The sequence below is a fragment of the Streptomyces spiramenti genome (genome assembly GCF_012034385.1).
Taxonomy (GTDB): domain Bacteria; phylum Actinomycetota; class Actinomycetes; order Streptomycetales; family Streptomycetaceae; genus Streptomyces; species Streptomyces spiramenti.
Genome location: NZ_JAAVJB010000023.1, coordinates 1 through 18884, shown reverse-complemented (window position 1 = coordinate 18884; position 18884 = coordinate 1). Strand labels below are relative to the sequence as shown.

Annotated in this window: 16 protein-coding genes and 1 pseudogene; 6 read left to right on the top strand and 11 right to left on the bottom strand. The window is 72.1% G+C overall.

Annotated features, from left to right (window positions below; translation table 11 throughout):
• Positions 1 to 56: 56 nt before the first annotated feature.
• Entirely contained in the window at positions 57 to 2456 is a 2400-nt protein-coding gene (locus HCJ92_RS05315) for a glycosyltransferase (protein ID WP_167932246.1), read from the bottom strand.
• Positions 2453 to 3928: a hypothetical protein gene (locus HCJ92_RS05310; protein WP_167932245.1), complete on the bottom strand. Its 1476-nt coding sequence runs from the start codon at positions 3926 to 3928 to the stop codon at positions 2453 to 2455. The genes HCJ92_RS05315 and HCJ92_RS05310 overlap by 4 nt, the downstream gene beginning before the upstream one ends.
• Positions 3929 to 4130: 202 nt before the next feature.
• On the opposite strand from HCJ92_RS05310, the gene HCJ92_RS05305 reads away from it, so the two are divergent.
• Positions 4131 to 4805, top strand: coding sequence for a CatA-like O-acetyltransferase (locus HCJ92_RS05305; RefSeq protein ID WP_167932244.1), 675 nt, complete (start codon positions 4131 to 4133; stop codon positions 4803 to 4805).
• Between the two features lie 129 nt (positions 4806 to 4934).
• Positions 4935 to 5591 (top strand): pyridoxine/pyridoxamine 5'-phosphate oxidase, encoded by a 657-nt coding sequence (locus HCJ92_RS05300; RefSeq protein WP_167932243.1) that lies wholly within the window; start codon positions 4935 to 4937, stop codon positions 5589 to 5591.
• 81 nt (positions 5592 to 5672) lie between these two features.
• Here HCJ92_RS05300 and HCJ92_RS05295 read toward each other — a convergent pair.
• A pseudogene (locus HCJ92_RS05295) lies at positions 5673 to 6023 on the bottom strand (VOC family protein); the annotation flags it as partial.
• A gap of 155 nt (positions 6024 to 6178) precedes the next feature.
• On the opposite strand from HCJ92_RS05295, the gene HCJ92_RS05290 reads away from it, so the two are divergent.
• Positions 6179 to 8707, top strand: a complete 2529-nt coding sequence (locus HCJ92_RS05290) for a type 1 periplasmic-binding domain-containing protein (protein ID WP_167932242.1) — start codon at positions 6179 to 6181, stop codon at positions 8705 to 8707.
• A 228-nt stretch (positions 8708 to 8935) separates the two neighbouring features.
• On the opposite strand, the gene HCJ92_RS05285 is transcribed toward HCJ92_RS05290, so the two are convergent.
• From HCJ92_RS05285 to HCJ92_RS05250, 8 genes are all read right to left on the bottom strand, one after another.
• A complete protein-coding gene (locus HCJ92_RS05285) occupies positions 8936 to 9265 on the bottom strand; it encodes a metal-sulfur cluster assembly factor (RefSeq protein WP_103504137.1) in 330 nt (109 codons plus the stop codon).
• Entirely contained in the window at positions 9262 to 9714 is a 453-nt protein-coding gene (sufU, locus tag HCJ92_RS05280) for a Fe-S cluster assembly sulfur transfer protein SufU (RefSeq protein WP_167932241.1), read from the bottom strand. The genes HCJ92_RS05285 and sufU overlap by 4 nt, the downstream gene beginning before the upstream one ends.
• A gap of 16 nt (positions 9715 to 9730) precedes the next feature.
• Positions 9731 to 10999, bottom strand: a complete 1269-nt coding sequence (locus HCJ92_RS05275; protein WP_167932240.1) for a cysteine desulfurase — start codon at positions 10997 to 10999, stop codon at positions 9731 to 9733.
• A complete protein-coding gene (gene sufC, locus HCJ92_RS05270; RefSeq protein WP_167932239.1) occupies positions 10996 to 11760 on the bottom strand; it encodes a Fe-S cluster assembly ATPase SufC in 765 nt (254 codons plus the stop codon). The genes HCJ92_RS05275 and sufC overlap by 4 nt, the downstream gene beginning before the upstream one ends.
• Positions 11761 to 11767: 7 nt before the next feature.
• Positions 11768 to 12109, bottom strand: coding sequence for a non-heme iron oxygenase ferredoxin subunit (locus tag HCJ92_RS05265; protein ID WP_167932238.1), 342 nt, complete (start codon positions 12107 to 12109; stop codon positions 11768 to 11770).
• Entirely contained in the window at positions 12106 to 13254 is a 1149-nt protein-coding gene (sufD, locus tag HCJ92_RS05260; protein ID WP_167932237.1) for a Fe-S cluster assembly protein SufD, read from the bottom strand. Before sufD ends, HCJ92_RS05265 begins: the two co-directional genes overlap by 4 nt.
• Positions 13255 to 13426: 172 nt before the next feature.
• Positions 13427 to 14848 carry a Fe-S cluster assembly protein SufB gene (gene sufB, locus HCJ92_RS05255; RefSeq protein WP_167932236.1) on the bottom strand — a complete coding sequence of 474 codons (1422 nt, stop codon included), beginning with the start codon at positions 14846 to 14848 and terminating at the stop codon, positions 13427 to 13429.
• A complete protein-coding gene (locus HCJ92_RS05250) occupies positions 14845 to 15642 on the bottom strand; it encodes a helix-turn-helix transcriptional regulator (protein ID WP_420824671.1) in 798 nt (265 codons plus the stop codon). The genes sufB and HCJ92_RS05250 overlap by 4 nt, the downstream gene beginning before the upstream one ends.
• Before the next feature lie 280 nt (positions 15643 to 15922).
• On the opposite strand from HCJ92_RS05250, the gene HCJ92_RS05245 reads away from it, so the two are divergent.
• From HCJ92_RS05245 to HCJ92_RS05235, 3 genes are all read left to right on the top strand, one after another.
• Entirely contained in the window at positions 15923 to 16846 is a 924-nt protein-coding gene (locus HCJ92_RS05245) for an ABC transporter ATP-binding protein (RefSeq protein ID WP_167932235.1), read from the top strand.
• A 131-nt stretch (positions 16847 to 16977) separates the two neighbouring features.
• Positions 16978 to 17718, top strand: coding sequence for an ABC transporter permease (locus tag HCJ92_RS05240; protein WP_167932263.1), 741 nt, complete (start codon positions 16978 to 16980; stop codon positions 17716 to 17718).
• A gap of 121 nt (positions 17719 to 17839) precedes the next feature.
• Complete coding sequence (locus tag HCJ92_RS05235; RefSeq protein ID WP_167932234.1) at positions 17840 to 18826, top strand: COX15/CtaA family protein; 987 nt, start codon at positions 17840 to 17842, stop codon at positions 18824 to 18826.
• Positions 18827 to 18884: the final 58 nt, after the last annotated feature.

Here is an 18884-nt window from a genome sequence, read left to right as displayed (position 1 = left end):
ACCGACCCCGGGGTGACCAGCTCCCCGGGGACGGTGCCGCTCCGGCGGGCCGACGGTCAGGCCGGGTCGCCCAGCAGCGGGCGGATGCGGCCCATGTTCTCCTGGGTGATCTTCCACAGCAGCACCTGCCGGTCGTGGACGTCCGCGACGGTCGCCTCGTGCCGGTCGAGCAGGCCGAGCGCCCGTTCGGTGAGCAGCTCCGCCAGGTGGCGTTCGTGGACGGAGACGCCCCACTCCGGCCGGTCGATGTCCCGCAGGAAGTAGCCCAGCTTGGGGTGGGAGATCAGCGACAGGATCGGGGTCCCGGCGCCGAACGGCACCATCCCGGCGTGGCCGCGCGCGCCGATGACGAGCTTGGTGCGGGCGTACTCGGCGAGGATGCGCTCGGTCGACCAGTCGTACATCGGCAGCACCGGCAGGCTGATGCCGTGCTCGCGGCGCAGGTCGGTGACGAAGGTGTCGTCGGTGACCGCGTGCGAGGCGTACCGCACCTCGGTGTGTTCGCCGATCCGCCGGATCGCGGTGGCGAGTTCGGCGAGGACGTGGCCGTAGTCGTGGCCGAAGCGCAGCCCGGCCCGGTCGTAGGCGATGTTGAGCAGCACGGTGTCGTCGCGCTCCGCCGGGTCGCGCCAGCCGGGGATCAGCTGCCGGGCGACGGTGGTGGGGCAGGGCTGGTGGACGACGGTGTCGGCGAGTTCGCGCGGCAGCAGGTCGCGGACGCGTTCCACCGAGCCGTGGTTGCGCAGCCCGAAGAACGCGGCGCGTTCGACCAGGGTGCGCAGGCTGTCGGTGAACCGCTCGCGGGCGTAGCCCTGGCCCTCGAACGTGTTGTAGCCGACGGCGAAGACGGCGATCGGCACCTCGATGCGGCGCATCGCCTCGTCGGTGACGTTCCACTGCCAGGCGCTGTTGCCGTTCGGGGAGGTGTCGGGGATGAACAGCCCGCCGCCGCCGATGACCAGGCCGCGCTGCCGGTTGATGCGCTCCAGCGCGGCCTCGTCCACGAAGCGGTGGACGTGCTCGCTCTGCCAGGCTCCGGGGCCGGTGTCGTCGGAGAAGCAGCGGCGCACAGCCTCGGGGAGGGCCTTGTCGCCGGCGTTGCCCTGGCCGTCCATGTAGAACGCTGCGTGGGCGAGTCGACCGGCGCGGTCGCCGCCCTGGTCGGAGGCGCCGTTGAGTCCGGCGGGCGGCGCGTCGGAGGGCCGTCCGCCGCCGGAGACGGGCGCGGTGCGGCGGTGGAGGATGCCGCACATGCGGTCCGTGGGGTCGGCGGAGAGGCCGGACAGCGCGTGCGAGGCGGCGGTGGCGTCGTCGTGGAGCACCCAGGCCAGCTGCGCGAGGCGGGCGTGGGCGCGGGGCGCGGTCGGGGGGTGGGCGGTGGCCAGCAGCAGGTGGGTGCGGGCCTCCTCGTACCGGGCGCAGGCCATCAGCGCGTTGCCGTAGAGGGCGTGGGCGCGGGCGTCACGCGCCGGTATCCGGTGGCGGCCGAGGACCTCGACGGCCTCACGGTAGTCGCCGAGCTCCATGAGCGCGTCGGCGAGTTGCACGGCGATGTCGAGGCCGCTGCCCGCGCGGTGGGCCTGGCGGCCGAAGTGCCGTACGAGTTCGGGGTGCTTGCGGCCGGGCAGCGCGAAGAACTCGGCACGCAGCGCCGCGTCGTCGATGTCGTAGCGGTGCCACGCCTCCTCGGCGGGGGCGTAGCCGGTCTCGCCGCCCTGCCAGGGCTTGTGACGGCCGGTGTAGTGGAGGACGGCGACGTCCTCCGGCACGGGCTTGTTCCCCGCGAGCCGCCGTTTGACGTAGTTGTACCGGGCGTCGACGCGGACGAAGTCCCCGGCGAGGAGGGCGTTGAGGATGCCCTGGTCGTGCTTGTCGAGTTCGTAGCTGCCGGCGAGGCCGATCTCGTCCACGCGGGCGCAGAACTCGTCGGTCAGGAACTCCTTCTGAATGACGAGGAGTCCGCTGTTGAGCTTGTCCTCGCCGTGGAAGAACTGGGCGACGGCGCCCAGACCGTCTCGCAGCCGCAGCAGTTCGTCGATCCGGTCCAGGACCACCATGTCGGTGTCGAGGGTGATGACCGTGTCGTAGTCGCGGACGGTGAAGACGTCGAGGATGAAGTACGCCTTGCGGACCAGGTAGTTGGTCTGGTCGCCCTTGACGAAGTCGGCGTAGTGCTCGGTGCGCACGGCGCGCAGCCGCACCCGGGGGTGCAGGGCGCGGATACGGGCGATCGACTCGGGCCGCAGGTCGTCGTGGAGGACGAGGAAGTCCTCGCAGAGCGTGGGGTTGGTCAGCGCCAGGGAGCGCAGCAGCGTGAGGAACCCCGGGAGGTAGTTCTCGTCCACGTAGGAAGCAAACGCGATACGGCGCTTGAGGGGCTGGCTCCCCGCCGGGGCGTGACCGGCGCCCGCGGTGCCGGGGCGCGGCGTCGCGGTGAGCGGGCTGGCGGTGCTCATCGGAGGGAGGTCCTCATCTCGTCGGTGTGGCGGGCGCGGGCCATCACCCAGTCGCGTTCGCGCTGGTAACCGTGGACGGAGGTGATGGGGAGCTTCATCGCGCCGGGGAGGCGGTAGGCGCCGGAGGCGTAGAAGTCGAACCCGATCAGGTCGATGCGGGAGTTCACGTCGAGGAAGTCCAGCAGCCACAGCATGTTGAAGCCGCTGGTCGGGATGGTGGGCCACTCCTCCTCGGTGAGGCGGCCGATGTCCCGCACGGGCCACCGCAGCGTGCGGTCGCCGACGTTGCGCTGGGCGCCGGGCACCAGCCGGCGGCGGACGCTGTGCTGCCACGCCGCCTGCCGGCCGCCGAAGACCAACCGGGTGGTGACGGGCACGTCCCAGTTGAAGTTGTGCTTGTGGATGGTGGCGTGGATGTCGGTGCGGGTGCCGGTGGCGGGCGCGTCGATCGTGAACGAGTTGAACCGCACCACCAGGTCGTAGTCGTCGATGCGGGTGCCGCAGCGACCCTCCGCGACGCGTTGCGAGTTGGCGACCAGGCAGATGGAGCGCCCGGCGAGCTGGTTCCGGAGGTCGCTGAGGCCGATGACGCGGGCGCCGCCCAGCAGCGGGTCGGCCGCGGCCTCCCGCTCGGAGAGGCGACGGTGCTCGGCCCACGCGGTCAGCAGTGCGGCGGGCGGCTCGCCCCCCTCGGGCGGGAACTCGGTGAGCAGGTCCACGATCGCGGTGAGGGCGTCGCCGAGCTCCCCGAACGGGCGCTTGTCGGCGACCATCAGACCGAGCGCCGCCGTCATCCGCTCGGCGGCACCGGGCGCGTCGCCGGCGCCGCGGCGGGCGAGGGCGTCGGACCACAGGTCGGTGCGGTCGCCGTCGACCTCCAGCGCGGCGGCGCGCGGGTAGCGGCGGCGCAGCAGGGTCAGCGCCTCGACGAGGTGGTCGCGGCTGGCGCGCAGCGCGTCGATCCGAGCACCGGTGCCGTGATCGTCGGTGGCGCACAGCGCCAGGTAGCGCTCGTGCGCCTCGACGGAACCGGAGTCGTCGCCCAGCCCTTCCAGCACCCGGGCGCGGAGCCTCCAAGCGGCGCGGGAACCGGCGCGGACCTCCAGCAGGGTGTCGGTGACGCGCAGCGCGAGACGCAGCAGGTCCTCGGTGCCGACCGCGGCGGCTGCCCGGCCGGCCTGGAGCAGCGCCTCGAAGACCTCGGGGTGGTCGCCCGCCCAACGGTTGCCGCCACCGAGCAGCGTCGCGGCCTTCCCCGGCGAGGCGGCGGCCTCGGCGTAGGCGGTGAGCAGGACGCGCACCGCCTCGGCGAACCGGACCCGCTCGGGGTCGGGGTTGCCGCTCTGCTGACCGCCGGCGATCGCGCAGTCGCGGACCCGGCGCGCCAGCTCCGGCGTCACGTCATCAGTGGGCGGCCTCTCCCCCTGGGCCGCGCTCTGGCGTCGCGCCGGTTTTCCGATTCTCAGCTGCACCCGTGCTCTCCTCCCCGAAACGCCACGGACCGGCGTCGGCACGGGCACGCTAGGCAGCCGTCGTGACCGTCTGCGGTGCGCGGGGTGTACTGGGGGTGAACGCCGCGGCACAACGAGCATGAAGCGGACGTTGCGCGGCGGCGCGTGGCCGCACGGTCCGCCCGGGCGGGAGCCGCCGGGGTGCGGCTGGGATCATGGCGGGATGGACGCACCGACCCCGATCGACCTGGCCGCCTGGCCGCGGCGGCAGCACTTCGAGCACTACCGCACGGTCGTGCCCTGCACCTACTCGATGACGGTGGAGCTGGACGCCACCGCGTTCGCCGCGGCGCTGCGCCGCTCGGCCCGCAGGACGTACGTCGCGCAGGTGTGGGCGCTGGCGACGGTGGTCAACCGGCACGAACAGTTCCGCATGTGCCTGACGGCCGACGGTGCGCCCGCCGTCCGGCCGGTGGTCCACCCGGCGTTCACCGTGTTCAACCCGGCGCGCGAGACCTTCGCCTGCGTGTGGACGGCGTACGACGCGGAGTTCGGCGCGTTCCACGACCGGGCGTCGGCGCTGCTCACGGAGCACGCCGGCGCCACCGAGTTCTTCCCGCAGGGCCCGCCGCCGCCCGACACGTTCGACGTGTCCAGCCTGCCGTGGGCGTCGTTCACCGGGTTCGACCTCAACGTCCGGGGCGGGTTCGACCATCTGGCGCCGATCTTCACCCTCGGGCGCTACGCGGAACGGGACGGCCGCACCGTGCTGCCGCTCGCGGTGCAGGTCCACCACGCGGCGGCCGACGGCTTCCACACGGCCCGGCTGGTCAACGAGGTGCAGGCGCTGCTCGCCGACCCGCGGTGGGTGAACGGCGGCGCGGTCCCGGCCGGCTGAGGCGGCGGCCCGTGGCGCAGGGTTCGCCTCCGGCGCCGCCCGTGACCGGCCCGGAGGTAGGTTCGTGCTCGACGACGCGCCCGACGCGGAGCCGGCAGGGGCGCACCGGCGAGGAGGAGTGGGGGCGTCATGGGCGCGGAGATCCGCCGACTGCTGCGCGGCATCGAGGTGTTCGCGGGCGAGCTGCCGGGGTTCGACCCGGCGACCGCGCCGGCGGAGCCGGTGGCGCTGTTCACCGAGTGGCTGGGCGAGGCGCTGCGCGCCGGGGTGCCCGAGCCGCACGCGATGACGCTGTCGACGGCCGGCGGTGACGGTGAGCCCGACGCGCGGGTGCTGATCCTCAAGGACGTCGGCGCCGACGGCTGGTGGTTCGCCTCCGACGCCGCCAGCGCCAAGGGCCGCGATCTCGCCGCCCGGCCGTTCGCGGCGCTGACCTTTCACTGGCCGCTGCTCGGCCGGCAGGTCCGGGTGCGGGGGCCCGTCGGTACGGCAGAGCCGGAGCGCTCCGCCGCCGACTTCCTGGCGCGGGGCGTCGGCGCCCGCGCCGAGGCCCTGCTCGGCCGCCAGTCGCAACCGCTGACCGACCCGGCGGAACGGGAGGCAGCGGTCGCTGCCTCCCGCGCCCGCGTCGAACGCGAACCGGGACTGGTCGCGCCCGGGTGGACGCTCTACGCGGTGCGGCCGGTGGCGGTCGAGTTCTGGCAGGGCGACCGCGACCGGCAGCACACCCGGCTCCGGTACGGCGTCGAGGGCGGGCGCTGGCACCGGCAGCAGCTCTGGCCCTGACGCACCGCGGGTGCTCCCCGGCCGTGACGGGGGGCGCACCCGGGTGGCGGGCTCGTGGCTCGGATCCGGCCGGCCCGCGCCTTAGAGCGGGGCGAGGCGCGCCTTGAGCAGGCAGAACTCGTTGCCCTCGGGGTCGGCCAGCACGTGCCACCCCTCGTCGCCCCGCTGGCCGACGTCGGCGGGGCGGGCGCCGAGCGCCAGCAGCCGCTCCAGCTCGGCGTCCTGGTCGCGGTCGGTGGCGTTGACGTCGATGTGCAGCCGGGCCTTCCCCGGCTCCGGCTCGTCGCGGTAGCTGAGGATGATGGTCGACTGCGGCCCGCCGAACCCCTCCCGCGGCCCGATCTCGACGCACCCCTCCTCACGGTCGAGGACGACGAAGTCGAGGACGTCGCACCAGAACGTGGCCAGGGCCTCCGGGTCGCGGCAGCCGAGGGCGCGAACGGCTCAGCACGACGAGTCGTGGGTCGACGGGTGGCGTGGGGTGCGTCGGACCGGTCGACCTCGTGCCGATACCTGGGTGAACAGGGGATATCACGGCTGTTGCGACGTTCGGCCCCGTAGCGCGTCAAGTCGGCGCACAATGAGGCATGGAGTTACCTGAGAGCCCCGCCGGCATTCCCCCGTGGCCCGGCGTCGAGAGCTTCATCCGCAACCTGGATCGTGCCCTGGCCTCGCCGCGGGAAAGAGCGACGGAGCTGGTTCTGGTAGTAGAGGAGCTTCCCGGCCAGGCCGCCGCCCAGCTACTGGGCGGGCTGCGCGAACACTGCACCAGTGACGGCCGAGTCCTCGCTCCCCGCGTCCTGCTCAGCATTGGTGCGGACGACGACTTGGTCGGGCTGGTCGACGAGTGCGCCGACAGCCTCAGTACGCTCCCGTCGGGAGCGGGACGGCTGCGCCTGCGGCAGTACGAGCTTCTGCGACAGGTTGCCTCGACCACGAACCTCCCCACCGCCCCGACTCACCGGTCCCGCCAGCTGCGCCGGCAGCTCTACGAGAGCCGTTCCCGGGAGGAGCTGAACGGCGAGTTCGCCGAGCGGCTACCGGACAGGCTGAGTTGGCTCGGCGGAGCACTGGGTCTAGTGGTCTGGACGTGGCGACGCTGGGTGGGGGAATGGATGTTCGCCCGCAGGACCAACCGGCTGATGACCGGGCGTCGTTCGTGGTTCGCGCGCTGGTCCGAGGCCCAGAGCGGCAACCCGTGCGCCGACTTCTTCGCCGTGGCCCACCAGCTCGCCCCGGGAGGGAAGCTCTCCGACCGCACCGGCGCCGCACTACTGCACGCACTGCTGCACGACTTGGACCGCTCGGTGCGCGGCGCGCTGTGGTCACCCTGGCGTGCCCGGCGCACCCGCTACCTGATCCTCGCCAAGGCGGGTGGGGACGGCGAGGACGTCCTGCGGAACCTGATCGCCGACTACCGCCAGGCGACAGGCGCCCTCGGCTCCCGAGCCACCCTGCTGTTCGCACGTGTCACGCCCGCGCGCTGCGCGGAGCTGGGAGTGACCGAGCACGCCTCGCTCGACGCGGTACCGGGACCGGCCGCCCGGAACCGCGACGCTCAGGCGGTGGCGGTCACCGCGCCGACAGAAACGCTGCCCGCCGGAGTTTTCCGGCGCGAGAAGATGCCGCCCAGGGCGGTACTCGGCGTGCCCGCCGGGCTCACGCTGCGCGTGGCGGCGCTGCTATGCGTTCTCGGTCTCCTGGGCACGGGCGGCGTACTCGCCGTGGAGTCGGCCCGCAACCCCTGCCCCGACGGCCAGTTCCTGGCCACCGGGCGGGAGCTGTGCGTCGGCATCAGTGACGGCAGAACGCTGTTCAAGGGCATGGCCGAGGAGTTCGAGGCGGAGTTTGAACGCATAGCCGAAAACAACGAGACGGCGCAGGAGCGAACTCACACACGCACGGTGGCGCACGTCGCCTCCTACACGGGCGCCCACGTTGGGTCGAAGTTCGTACAGCAGAGCGCGCTCGACGAACTGCGCGGCATCGCGCTCGCTCAAGAGCATCTCAACAAGGAGTCAGCCAGATGGGACGGAGTGGCGCTGAAAATAGTCCTGGTCAACGCCGGCCCCCGCTTCGAGTCCGGCGCTGAGGTCGCGCAGCGGCTGAACTCCCTGGTGAAGCAGGACAAGGAGGTCGTCGCCGTCGTCGGGCTGGGTCAGAGCCGCGAGGGCACGTACACGACGATGACGGCGCTGGATGAGTCCGGGGTGGCGATGGTCGGGACGACCGCCACCGCCCAGCAGATGCAGGAGTACCCGCACTACTTCCAGGTAGCCCCGGACAACCGACGCCAAGCGGAGGTCGCGGTGGCCTTCACCGAGGGTCATCTCATGGCCACGGCGCCGGACGAGGACCGGAACGCGGTCGAGGAGACCGTCGTGATCGCCTTCGACGATGAAGACGACTACAGCGCTGACCTTGCGAAGCAGTTCAGGGCCGCGTACGGCAAGGAGGTCCAGAACGTTCCCTACACAGCCCAGTACCCCACGGACCGTCACGATGAGGCCCAGCTGCAGGACCCTTCCAAGGTCACCGAGGCCATCTGCGGCCGCACGTCACCTCAGCGGAACACTGTGCTCTTCTGGGCCGGCCGTGCGGGGGACCTTGTCACCGTCATGGACGGGTTCGGGTCGACGGAGAACTGCGGCACGGTCACCGTACTCGGCGGTGACGCCATCGCCAGCGCGCCAATCGAAGAGTCCGCGCTGCGCGACGGGGACGCCATCCACTACCTCACCCCCGCCGTCCCCGGCGCCCCCGGCAACACCAGCCGCGCGGAGGTGTTCAGGGATGCGTACAACGCCGCGTGGGAAGAGGGCTACGCAGGCGCGGCGTTGGGCTGGGACGCGATGGCGGTCGTGGAAGCAGCCGTCAGATCCGTCGTGGGCGCAGGGGCGGAATTCGACCACTCACACGTCCGCCAGGCACTGCACAGCGGCAACACAGACGTCGTCGGGGTCACCGGCGTGCTCGAGCCTGGCAGCAGTGAGCCGAGCGCCAGGCCCGTGTTCGTGATGGAGACAGTCTCCGGCGTTCCGACGATCGTGGGTGCCTGCGGGCCGGATGCCGACAGGGACTGGCGGTGGGACGGCAGCGACTGTCCCGACCTATAGCGGCCGCATGACCGGTGGGTGCGGCTGGCCAATTTCGTCACGCCGCCGGGACCAGGTGACATGGTGGCGGGGGCAAGGCCCGGTGGAGCACGGGCCTGCCCGTCCGCTGCACGCGGCCCCGCGTCACCGCTCAGCCGTCACAAGCCTCCAGCCGCCGAAAACGCGCCCGCCCGCCGCCCCGGCCCGGTGAGGGGCGGGTGCGGCGGGCGGGACGACCGACGGGGGTCGTCAGACGTTGAAGCCGAGGGCGCGCAGCTGCTCACGGCCCTCGTCGGTGATCTTGTCCGGGCCCCACGGCGGCATCCAGACCCAGTTGATCTTGAGCTCCTTGACGAGCCCCTCGGTCGCGGACTTCGCCTGGTCCTCGATGACGTCGGTCAGCGGGCAGGCCGCGGAGGTCAGCGTCATGTCGAGCGTGGCGGTGTTGTCGTCGTCCACGTGCACGCCGTAGATGAGGCCGAGGTTGACCACGTCGATGCCCAGCTCGGGGTCGACGACGTCGTACAGCGCTTCGCGGACCTCCTCCTCGGAGGCGGGCTTGGCAGTGATGTCGGTCATGCGGTCTTCTCCTCAAGTGCCTGGCCGGTGGCGTCCTTCCAGGCCATCCAGCTCAGCAGGGCGCATTTCACTCGGGCGGGGTACTTGGAGACGCCGGCGAACGCGACCGCGTCCTCCAGCAGCTCCTCCATGGCGTCGTCGGGGGTGAGCTGCCCCTTGGACTGCATCAGCTCCAGGAACGCCTCCTGCACGCGCCGCGCCTCGTCGAGGTCCTTGCCGACGAGCAGCTCGTTCAGCACCGACGCACTGGCCTGGCTGATGGAGCAGCCCTGCCCGTCGTAGCTGACGTCGGCGACGGTGTCGCCGTCGAGCCGCACCCGCAGGGTGATCTCGTCGCCGCAGGTGGGGTTCACGTGGTGCACCTCGGCGTCGCCGTCGCGCAGGCCACGCCCGTGGGGGTGCTTGTAGTGGTCCAGGATCACGTCCTGGTACATGGAGTCCAGCTTCACGTCGCTACCTGTGTCCTCACCCGAAGAAGTTCCGAACGTGTTCCAGCCCGTCGGCGAGGGCGTCGACCTCGGCCGGGGTGGAGTACAGATAGAACGACGCGCGCGTCGTCGCGGGAATTCCGTACCGCAGGCACACCGGGCGGGCGCAGTGGTGACCCACCCGGACGGCGATGCCCAGCTCGTCCAGCACCTGCCCGACGTCGTGCGGGTGGATGTCCCCCAGCGCGAACGAGATCGCCGCACCGCGGTCCTCGACGGTCTCCGGGCCGATGAACCGCAGCCCGGGGATGGCCGACAGCCGCTCCAGCGCGTAGCCGGTGATGGCGTGCTCGTGCGCGGCGATGGCGTCCATGCCGATGGCGGAGAGGTAGTCCACCGCGGCGCCCAGCCCCACCGCCTGCGCGACCGGCGGGGTGCCGGCCTCGAACTTGTGCGGCGCGGGCGCGTAGGTGGAGGAGTGCATCGACACGGTCTCGATCATCTCGCCGCCGCCCAGGAACGGCGGCAGGTCCTCCAGCAGCTCCTGCCGACCCCACAGCACGCCGATGCCGGTCGGGCCGCACATCTTGTGGCCGGTGAAGGCGACGAAGTCGGCCTGGAGGGCCTGGACGTCGAGCGTCATGTGCGGCGCCGCCTGCGAGGCGTCGATGCAGACCAGGGCGCCGACCTCCTGGGCGCGGCGCACGATGGCCTCGACCGGGTTGTGGGTGCCCAGGATGTTGGAGACCAGCGTGAACGACACGATCTTGGTGCGTTCGGTGATCACCTCGTCGATCGCGGAGAGGTCGAGCCGGCCCTCGTCGGTCAGCCCGAACCACTTCAGCTTCGCGCCGGTGCGCTGCGCGAGCAGCTGCCACGGGACGATGTTGGAGTGGTGCTCCATCTCCGTGATGACGATCTCGGTACGCTCGTCGACCTTGTACGGCTCGTCGGCCCAGCCGAGCATGTTGGCGACGAGGTTCAGCGACTCCGAGGCGTTCTTGGTGAAGATCACCTCGTTGCGGCTGGGCGCGTTGACGAACGCGGCGACCTTGTCGCGCGCGCCCTCGTAGAGCGCGGTGGCCTCCTCGGCGAGCACGTGCACACCGCGGTGGACGTTGGCGTTGTGGCGCTCGTAGTAACCGCTGAGCGCGTCGATCACCTGGCGCGGCTTCTGCGAGGTCGCCGCGTTGTCCAGGTACACCAGTCGTTTTCCGTCGTGGATCTCCCGGTCCAGGACCGGGAAGTCCTTGCGGATCGCCTCCGTGTCCAGGAGGCCCGGGAGCACAGGGCGGGGATGGGTCATGACGATGCGCCGCCCTTCACGTACTGCTCGTAACCCTCGGCCTCCAGCTTGTCGGCCAGCTCGGCGCCGCCGGACTCCACGATGCGGCCCTTGGCGAAGACGTGCACGTGGTCGGGGTTGATGTAGCGCAGGATGCGCGTGTAGTGGGTGATCAGCAGGGTGCCGGAGTCGCCCGAGTTGCGGACGCGGTTGACGCCCTCGGAGACGACGCGCAGCGCGTCGATGTCCAGGCCGGAGTCGGTCTCGTCGAGGATCGCGATCTTCGGCTTGAGCAGCTCCAGCTGGAGGATCTCGTGGCGCTTCTTCTCACCGCCGGAGAAGCCCTCGTTCACGTTGCGCTCGGCGAAGGAGGGGTCCATCTCCAGGCCGGCCATGGTCTCCTTCACCTCCTTGATCCAGGTACGGAGCTTGGGGGCCTCGCCGCGGATCGCCGTGGCGGAGGTGCGCAGGAAGTTGGAGACGGAGACACCGGGGACCTCGACCGGGTACTGCATGGCGAGGAAGACGCCGGCACGGGCCCGCTCGTCGACGGACATCTCCAGGACGTCCTCGCCGTCGAGGGTGACGGTGCCGCCGGTGACGGTGTACTTGGGGTGGCCGGCCAGGGAGTAGGCGAGGGTGGACTTGCCGGAGCCGTTGGGGCCCATGATGGCGTGGGTCTCACCCTGCTTCACGGTCAGGTCAACCCCCCGCAGGATCTCGGTGGGGCCGCCTTCGCCCTCGACGGAGACGTGCAGGTCGTGGATCTCAAGCGTAGCCATGGGGAAGTCAGGACTCCTGGGTGACGGAGACGAGCACGGCCGCGTCGGGGCCGTCTCCCTCGATCTTTACGGGGTACACGGGAATGGGGCGGGTGGCCGGGAGGCCGGAGGGCTTTCCGGTGCGCAGGTCGAACGACGACCCGTGCAGCCAGCACTCGATCGCGCAGTCCTCGACCTCGCCCTCGGAGAGCGAGACGTTGGCGTGCGAGCAGATGTCGTTGACCGCGAACACCTCGCCCTCGGTGCGGACGACCGCGACCGGGACGCCGGTGATCTCCACCCGCTTGGGGGTGTCCTCCTCCAGCTCACCCAGCGCGCAGGCGCGCACGAAGGACTCGGTCGCGGTCATCCGATCGACTCCGCGAGCTCGGCCTCCAGCTTGAGGGTCAGCCGCTCCTCGACGTCGGGGACGCCGATCTGCTGGAGCAGCTCACCGAAGAAGCCGCGGACCACCAGGCGGCGGGCCTCCTCGGCGGAGATGCCGCGCGCCATCAGGTAGAACAGCTGCTCGTCGTCGAAGCGGCCGGTCGCCGAGGCGTGGCCCGCGCCGACGATCTCGCCGGTCTCGATCTCCAGGTTGGGGACCGAGTCCACGCGGGCGCCGTCGGTGAGGACCAGGTTGCGGTTGAGCTCGTAGGTGTCGGTGCCCGTGGCGGCGGCCCGGATCAGCACGTCGCCGATCCACACCGCGCGGGCGCCGGCGCCCTGGAGCGCACCCTTGTAGGCCACGTTGCTGCGGCAGTTGGGGGTGTTGTGGTCCACCAGCAGCCGGTGCTCGTGGTGCTGGCCGTCGTCGGTGAAGTAGAGGCCGTAGAACTCGGCCTCGCCGCCGGGGCCGGTGTACTGCACGCGCGGCTGGATCCGGACCAGGTCGCCACCGAAGGTGACGACGACGGACTTGAAGGAGGCGTCGCGGCCCAGCAGCGCGTCGTGCTGCGAGCAGTGCACCGCGGTGTCGTCCCAGTCCTGCACGGAGACCACGGTGAGCTTGGCGCCGTCACCGACGACGAACTCGACGTTGGCGGCGCGCACGGCGTCGCCGGTGTGGTCCAGGACCAGTACCGCCTCGGCGAACGGCTTCAACTCGAAGACCGTGTGGCCGAAGGAGACACCGCCGGTGCCGTGCAGCGAGACGCGGACCGGCTCGGTCAGCGGCTCGGAGACGGTGACGACGGTGGCGCCGGCGAAGGAGCTGTACGCCTGGGCGGCGACGCGGTCCACCGGGGTGCCGGCACGGCCGAGCCGGGCGTCGTCGCGCCCGACGGTCTCGACGGTCACGCCCTCGGGCGCGTCCACCTGTGCCTTGATCGCGCCGTCGGCGACCGCGGAGCCGTCGTGCAGCCCGCGCAGCCGTTCCAGCGGCGTGAACCGCCACTCCTCCTCGCGGCCGTGCGGCACCGGGAAGTCCGCGACGTCGAAGGACGGCGACGCGCTCATCCGGGTGGCGACGGTGGACTCGACGGCCGCCGCCGTGTTCTCAAGGGCCTCAGCCATGGCTGTCGTGATGCTCGCTTTCTGCTTCGGTTCTCGCTCCCCGCGCGGGCCTCCTGGTCACGGGCTCTCGCCCGGACCGGCGGCGTGCGCCGGGGTGCCTTCTCCCGGGTCCCTGGGGGCCGCGGGTCGCGGGGGCGGCCGGTTGCCGCCACCCCCGCGCCGGAGGGCGCCGTCAGCCGACGGAACCCTCCATCTGGAGCTCGATGAGCCGGTTGAGCTCCAGCGCGTACTCCATGGGCAGTTCCTTGGCGATGGGCTCGACGAAGCCGCGCACGATCATCGCCATCGCCTCGTCCTCGGACAGACCGCGGCTCATCAGGTAGAAGAGCTGTTCGTCGCTCACCTTGGAGACGGTCGCCTCGTGGCCCATCGTCACGTCGTCCTCGCGGACGTCGACGTAGGGATAGGTGTCGGAGCGGGAGACGGTGTCCACCAGCAGCGCGTCGCAGAGCACGTTGGACTTCGAGCCCTCCGCGCCCTCGCCGATCTCGATGAGGCCGCGGTAGGAGGTGCGACCGCCACCGCGCGCCACCGACTTGGAGACGATGTTGGAGGAGGTGCGCGGTGCCATGTGGACCATCTTGGCGCCGGCGTCCTGGTGCTGGCCCTCGCCCGCGAAGGCGACGGAGAGCGTCTCGCCCTTGGCGTGCTCGCCCATCAGGTAGATGGCCGGGTACTTCATGGTGACCTTGGAGCCGATGTTGCCGTCGACCCACTCCATGGTGGCGCCCTCGTAGGCGACGGCGCGCTTGGTCACCAGGTTGTAGACGTTGTTCGACCAGTTCTGGATCGTCGTGTAGCGGCAGCGACCGCCCTTCTTCACGATGATCTCGACGACCGCGGAGTGCAGCGAGTCCGACTGGTAGATCGGCGCGGTGCAGCCCTCGACGTAGTGGACGTAGGCGTCCTCGTCGACGATGATCAGCGTCCGCTCGAACTGGCCCATGTTCTCGGTGTTGATCCGGAAGTAGGCCTGGAGCGGGATGTCCACGTGCACGCCCTTCGGCACGTAGATGAAGGACCCGCCGGACCACACGGCCGTGTTCAGCGCGGAGAACTTGTTGTCACCGGAGGGGATGACCGTCCCGAAGTACTCCTGGAAGATCTCCGGGTGCTCGCGCAGCGCGGTGTCGGTGTCCAGGAACAGCACGCCCTGGGCCTCCAGGTCCTCACGGATCTGGTGGTAGACGACCTCGGACTCGTACTGCGCCGCGACGCCGGCGACCAGGCGCTGCTTCTCCGCCTCGGGGATGCCGAGCCGGTCGTACGTGTTCTTGATGTCCTCCGGCAGGTCCTCCCAGGACTGCGCCTGCTTCTCGGTGGACCGGACGAAGTACTTGATGTTGTGGAAGTCGATACCGGAGAGGTCCGAGCCCCAGTTGGGCATCGGCTTCTTGTCGAAGAGCCTCAGCGCCTTCAGGCGCATCTTCAGCATCCACTCCGGCTCGGACTTCTTCCCCGAGATGTCGCGGACGACGTCCTCGGAGAGGCCGCGCTTGGCCGTGGCGCCGGCGGCGTCCGAATCGGCCCAGCCGTACTCGTAGGTGCCCAGGCCGTCGAGCTCGGGGTGGGCGGTCTCCGTGGGGAGCGTCATGCGGGGTTCCTCCCGGCGGTGCGTGATGGTGCGGACCCGGCCGCGCGGGGCGGCTCGGTCCCATGGGGCTTACGGGGTACGAAGGTCGTGCACACGCCGTCGCCGTGGGCGAGGGTCGCCAGGCGCTGCACGTGCGTGCCGAGCAGGGTGGAGAAGACTTCCGTCTCCGCCTCGCACAGCTGCGGGAACCGCTCGGCGGCGTGCGCGACCGGGCAGTGGTGCTGGCACAGCTGCTCACCGGCAGCGGTGCCCGGCGCGTCGCGCGCGGTGGCGGCGTAACCGTCCCGGGAGAGCGCCTCCGCAAGGGCGGCGGCGCGCTCCTCCGGCGGCAGGCCCTCCATCGTGGCGGCGTACCGCTCGGCGATCCGTTCGGCGCGGGCGCGGGCGAAGGCCATGACGGCGGCCTCGCCGCCCTCACCGCCGCCGGCGGCGCGTTCGATCCAGCGCAGCGCCTCCACGGCCAGTTCGTCGTAGGACTGGTCGAACGCGTCGCGCCCGCCGTCGGTGAGCGCGAAGACCTTGGCGGGGCGGCCTCGGCCGCGCGAACCGTAGACCCGCTTCTCCCGCGCCTCGACGATCCCCTCACCCGCCAGCGTGTCGAGGTGCCGGCGGACGGCGGCCTGGGTGAGCTCCAGTCGCCCCGCGAGTTCCGCGGCGGTGGAGGGCCCGTGGTCGAGGATGGAGCGGGCGACGCGGCGACGCGTCCCGTGCTGCTCCTCGCCCGCGGCAGGCGCGTTGGCTCCGGTGGCCGCGGGGGCCACCGGGAGCTGCGGGCGCTCGCCGACGTTTTTCACAACGCCATTGTTGCGTAATTCTCGATCCTCGGGCAACCCGCCCGCTTTGGCCTGCGAAATGCCGTGCATCACTTAGGTAAACCTAAGCTTTGCGGGTATATCCGCGGAGCGGTGAACCGCGCCGCGTCACCGCGCCGCTCCGCGCCTGCCGCCGACCGCCGCCGGGTACCGGGATCGGGGCCGCCCGGCGGACGGGCGCCGCCGGGTACGGCGTCCGGGCACATTACGCCACCGGGGGCGGGCCCGGGGCCGCCCGCCTCGCCACCGTAGACTCCCCGCCATGCGCAGCGAACCGGCCGTAGTGGTCGCCGGCCTGGTGAAGCGGTACGGCGACACCACCGCCGTCGACGGCCTCGACCTGACCGCGGCACGCGGCGCGGTCACCGCCGTCCTCGGCCCCAACGGCGCAGGGAAGACCACCACCGTCGAGACGTGCGAGGGGTTCCGCACCGCGGACGCCGGTGAGGTCCGCGTCCTCGGATTGGACCCGGCGCGCGACGGCGCGGCGCTGCGGCCCCGCATCGGCGTGATGCTCCAATCAGGGGGCGTGTATCCGACCGTGCGCGCCATGGAAATGCTCCGGCACACCGCGCGACTCCACGCGCACCCGCTGGACCCGGAGGAACTCGGCGAACGGCTCGGCCTCCACGCCTGCGGGAGGACCCCCTACCGCCGTCTCTCCGGCGGCCAGCAGCAACGGCTCGCCCTGGCCCTGGCCGTCGTCGGACGTCCGGAACTCGTCTTCCTCGACGAACCGACCGCCGGCCTCGACCCGCAGGCCCGCCACGCCACCTGGGAGCTGATCCGCTCGCTGCGGGCCGCCGGCGTCGCCGTCGTGCTGACCACCCACCTCATGGACGAGGCCGAGGACCTCGCCGACCACGTCGCCGTGGTCGACGGCGGGCGCGCCATCGCCGCCGGGAGCCCGGCCGAGCTGTGCGGCGGCCGGGACGACGTCCTGCGGTTCGTCGGCGAACCCGGTCTGGACCTCGCCTCGCTGAACGCGGCGCTCCCCGCCGGCGCCGCCGCCGAGGAGTCGCCCGCGGGCCACTACCGCGTCACCGGTGCCGGGGGCCCCGCGCTGCTCGCCGCCGTCACCGCCTGGTGCGCCGCGCACGACGTGCTCGCCGACCGCATCACGACCCGGCGGCACAGCCTGGAGGACATCTTCCTCGACCTGACCGGCAGGGAGCTGCGTCCGTGACCGCCCCCGACCACCGCGCCGACGCCGGCCCCGGCCGTGCCCCCGGCCCCGCCACGCAGAACCGGAGCGACGAGGTGCCCGCCACCGAAGCGGAGTTCGCCCCCCGGCCCGGCCCCGCGCCCCTCCCTCGCATGATCGCGGCCCAGGCGGCGCTGGAGACCAGGATGCTGCTGCGCCACGGCGAGCAGCTGCTGCTGACCGTGGTCATCCCCACGCTGCTGCTGGTCCTCTTCAGCGCCGTCGACATCATCGACACCGGGGACGGCGGCGACACGGTCGCCGGCCGCGTCGCCTTCCTCGCTCCCGGCATCCTCTCGCTCGCCGTGCTCTCCACCGCCTTCACCGGCCAGGCCATCTCCACCGGCTTCGAACGCCGCTACGGGGTGCTCAAGCGGCTGGGCGCCTCCCCGCTGCCCCGGTGGGCGCTGCTGACCGCGAAGAGCTGCTCGGTCGCGGTGACGCTGCTCCTGCAACTGGTCCTGCTCTGCGCCGTGGCGCTCGCCCTCGGCTGGTCGCCGACCGGCGGCGCGGCCGGCCTGTGCGCCGCCCTCCTGCTGCTGGTGCCGGCGACGGTCGCGCTGTCGGCGCTCGGCCTGCTGATGGCCGGCACGCTGCGCGCGGAGGCCACCCTGGCGGCGGCCAACCTCGTCTTCGTCCTGCTGATCTTCGGCGGCGGTGTCGTCGTGCCGCTGGAGAACTTCCCCGACGCGGTCGCCCGGGGGCTGGAGCTGCTGCCGGTGGCGGCGCTCTCCGAGGGGCTGCGCGAGGTGCTCCAGCAGGGCGCGCCCCTGCCCTGGGGCACCGTGGCGCTGCTCGTCGGCTGGGCGGTGGCGGCCACCGCGGCGGCGGCCCGCTTCTTCCGCTGGGAGTGACGGCGCGCGTGCCGGCGCCGCGCGCGTGGGGCGCGGGCGGTGGGGGCGCGAGCCGGTGCGACGCAGGCCACACCCCTTGCGGACCCCCCTCGTGAATGAATGCACAAGCGGCGCGCATACGATGGCGGACGTGCCGAAGAAGCCCTCCGCCCCCCGTACCCCGCTCGCCTGGCTCGACGCGCGGTGGACTCCGCGGCCGGAGACCGTGCGCCGCGCCGCCCTCCTCGCCCTGGTCATGAGCGTCGTCATCGTCGTCACCGGCGGAGCCGTCCGCCTCACCGGCTCCGGCCTGGGGTGCGACACCTGGCCCCGCTGCACCGAGGACTCCTACGTCACCACGCCCGAGATGGGCCTGCACGGCGTCATCGAGTTCGGCAACCGGATGCTGACGTACGTCCTCTCGGCGGCGGTCGGCTTCTTCATCGCCGCCGCGCGGTGCGCCGCGCCCCGCCGCCGGTCCCTGACCCGCCTGGGGTGGGCGCAGTTCTGGGTCGTCCTCAGCAACGCGGTGCTCGGCGGTGTCACCGTCCTCACCGGTCTCAACCCCTGGGTCGTCGCCGGTCACTTCCTGCTCGCGACCGCGCTGATCACGGTCACCACCGTCGCGTGGCTGCGCAGCAAGGAGGGCGACGGCCGGCCACGCCCGCTGGTGGGCGTCCCGGTCCAGCGTGCCGTCGCCGGGCTGACGGCGGTGACCGCCGCGCTGATCGTCGCCGGTACCGCCGTCACCGGTTCCGGCAGGCACGCCGGTGACAACAGCCGGGAGATCGTGCGGATGCCCTTCGACTGGGAGTCCGTCACCCGCGTCCACGCCGTGCTGGCCTGGATCGTCGTGATCGGCGCACTGGCGGTGCTGGTGGGCCTGCGGCTGTTGGACGCGCCTCCCGGGCCCCGGGCACGCGCCCGCGACCTGATGATCGTCCTTCTCGCGCAGGGCGCGATCGGCTACGTGCAGTACGCACTCGACGAGCCACCGCTGCTGGTCGGCATCCACATGCTCGGCTCCACACTGACCTGGATCGCCACGGTGCGGCTGCTGCTGTCGCTGCGCGAGCGCGGCGCGTTGCCGGGCGGCGAGGCGGTTGCGCAGTTCGACCGCGGTCAGTGAGTCGAAGCCGACGGCGAGGAACGCGTCGTCCGGGCGCAGCGCCTCGGCCGTGGCGTGC

Coding starts and splice junctions, on each gene's coding strand:
- HCJ92_RS05240 (WP_167932263.1), top strand. CDS start 16,978: ATGATCGCGGCCCAGGCGGCGCTGGAGACCAGGATGCTGCTGCGCCAC.
- HCJ92_RS05235 (WP_167932234.1), top strand. CDS start 17,840: ATGGCGGACGTGCCGAAGAAGCCCTCCGCCCCCCGTACCCCGCTCGCC.
- HCJ92_RS05275 (WP_167932240.1), bottom strand. CDS start 10,999: ATGACCCATCCCCGCCCTGTGCTCCCGGGCCTCCTGGACACGGAGGCG.
- HCJ92_RS05305 (WP_167932244.1), top strand. CDS start 4,131: ATGGACGCACCGACCCCGATCGACCTGGCCGCCTGGCCGCGGCGGCAG.
- HCJ92_RS05315 (WP_167932246.1), bottom strand. CDS start 2,456: ATGAGCACCGCCAGCCCGCTCACCGCGACGCCGCGCCCCGGCACCGCG.
- sufD (WP_167932237.1), bottom strand. CDS start 13,254: ATGGCTGAGGCCCTTGAGAACACGGCGGCGGCCGTCGAGTCCACCGTC.
- HCJ92_RS05285 (WP_103504137.1), bottom strand. CDS start 9,265: ATGACCGACATCACTGCCAAGCCCGCCTCCGAGGAGGAGGTCCGCGAA.
- HCJ92_RS05245 (WP_167932235.1), top strand. CDS start 15,923: ATGCGCAGCGAACCGGCCGTAGTGGTCGCCGGCCTGGTGAAGCGGTAC.
- HCJ92_RS05265 (WP_167932238.1), bottom strand. CDS start 12,109: ATGACCGCGACCGAGTCCTTCGTGCGCGCCTGCGCGCTGGGTGAGCTG.
- sufC (WP_167932239.1), bottom strand. CDS start 11,760: ATGGCTACGCTTGAGATCCACGACCTGCACGTCTCCGTCGAGGGCGAA.
- HCJ92_RS05300 (WP_167932243.1), top strand. CDS start 4,935: ATGGGCGCGGAGATCCGCCGACTGCTGCGCGGCATCGAGGTGTTCGCG.
- sufB (WP_167932236.1), bottom strand. CDS start 14,848: ATGACGCTCCCCACGGAGACCGCCCACCCCGAGCTCGACGGCCTGGGC.
- HCJ92_RS05290 (WP_167932242.1), top strand. CDS start 6,179: ATGGAGTTACCTGAGAGCCCCGCCGGCATTCCCCCGTGGCCCGGCGTC.